The 1,896-nt window shown below is 72.9% G+C and carries 1 pseudogene; it reads right to left on the bottom strand.

The features are described 5' to 3' along the window. Nucleotides 1-1,896 (bottom strand): annotated as a pseudogene (locus BM133_RS35220) (hypothetical protein); the annotation flags it as partial.

The raw sequence follows: 1,896 nt of genomic DNA, 5'->3' as shown, positions 1-1,896 counted from the left end.
GTCACCCAGCACGCCGCCGAGCAGGTCGCCGTTCAGCAGGTTCGCCACGCCGTCCGTGAGGAAGTCCACTTGCGTGTCCACCGCATTCAGCAGCGCCGCCGTCGTTCCCGCGCCGAGCAGCTGGTCGGTCAGCGGGCTCACGAGGCCGCTCACACCGTCCGTCACCTGGTCCACCACGCCGTCGACCGGGTCGAGGATGTTGGGGTTGTTCGGGGTGAACACATCGCCAAAGATCGGGGCCAGCAGGCCGTCGACCACGTCCGTCACCGTGTCGGTGATGCCGGCCACCGGGGTCAGCAGGTCGCCCAGGCCCAGGTCGCCGAGCAGGCCGTTGTTCAGGCCGGTGGCGATGCCGCCCACGATGCTGTCGACCGGATCGAGCAGCGCCGGGCCGCCAGGCGTGCCGGGGTTGCCGCCGCCGATGCCGTCCAGGATGCCGCCCAGCAGACCGCCCAGGAGGCCGTCTTCGCCGATGAGGCCACCCACGAGGCCGTCTTCGCCCAGCAGGCCGCCAGCCAGGCCGTCCGGCCCGAGCAGGCCGCCGACGAGGCCGTCGCTGCCCAGCAGGCCGCCGACCAGACCGTCGTCGCCCAGGAGGCCACCGAGCAGGCCGTCGTCACCGAGCAGGCCACCCACGAGGCCGTCGCTGCCCAGCAAGCCGCCGACGATGCCGTCTTCACCGAGCACACCGCCCAGCAGGCCGTCTTCGCCGAGCAGGCCGCCGACGATGCCGTCGTCACCCAGCAGGCCGCCCAGGAGACCGTCGTTGCCCAGGAGGCCGCCGACCAGGCCGTCGTTACCCAGCAGACCGCCCAGGAGGCCGTCGCTGCCGAGGAGGCCGTCTTCACCGAGCAGGCCACCCACCAATCCGTCGTCGCCCAGCAGGCCGCCCAGGAGGCCGTCCGCGCCGAGGAGACCGCCGAGCAGGCCGTCGCCGCCGAGCACGCCGCCCAGCGGGCCGCCTTCGCCCAGCAGGCCGCCGACGATGCCGTCTTCACCGAGCAGGCCGCCCAGCAGGCCATCGGCGCCGAGCAGGCCACCCGCCAGACCGCCTTCGCCCAGCAGGTTGCCGAGCACGCCGTCTTCGCCGAGCAGGCCGCCGACCAGGCCGTCGTCGCCCAGCAGGCCGCCCAGGGCGCTGCCGTCGCCGGTCAGGCTGCCCAGGAGGCCGTCCGCGCCGAGCACGCCGCCCAGCACGCCACCGAGTGCGCCGCCTTCACCGAGCAGGCCGCCCACGATGCCGTCATCGCCCAGCACGTTGCCCAGCAGGCCGCCCAGCGCGCTGCCCTCGCCGATCAGGCCACCGACGATGCCGTCTTCGCCCAGCAGGCCGCCGACCAGACCGTCTTCGCCCAGCAGGCCACCGATCAGGCCGTCGTCACCCAGCACGCCGTCCAGCAGGCCGCCGACGATGCCGTCTTCGCCCAGGAGGCCGTCCAGGCCGAGGCCGGCGGTCAGGCCGCCGAGCGGGCCGTCACCGGCGAGCAGGTTGTGCAGGCCGTCGGTCACGTAGTCGACCTGGCCCAGCAGCGAGCCGAGCAGCGCATCGGTCACGCCGGCGCCCAGCAGGTTGTCCACGATCGGGCTGAGCGTGTTGCCCAGCGGGTCGAGGATGTTGCCCACGAGGTTGTCGACCGGGTCGAACTCGTTGGGGTCGTTCGGCGTGAATTCGGAACCGAGCAGCGGAGCCAGCACGCTGTCGACCACATCGGTCACACCGTCGACCACCGAGGACACGGGGGCCAGGGCACCGCCCAGGCCGAGGGTGTCGTCGATCGCGTCGACCACACCGTGGACGAGGCCGTCGCCCGGATCGAGCAGGTGGTCGGCATCTGCGTCTGCGTCTGCGTCTGCGTCTGCGTCTGCATCGGCATCAGCATCGGCATCGGCATCAGC

This window comes from Variovorax sp. 770b2 (genome assembly GCF_900115685.1).
Taxonomy (GTDB): Bacteria; Pseudomonadota; Gammaproteobacteria; order Burkholderiales; family Burkholderiaceae_C; genus Variovorax.
Note: the sequence above shows the minus strand (reverse complement) of the source record. Positions and strands in the feature narration are given on the sequence as shown.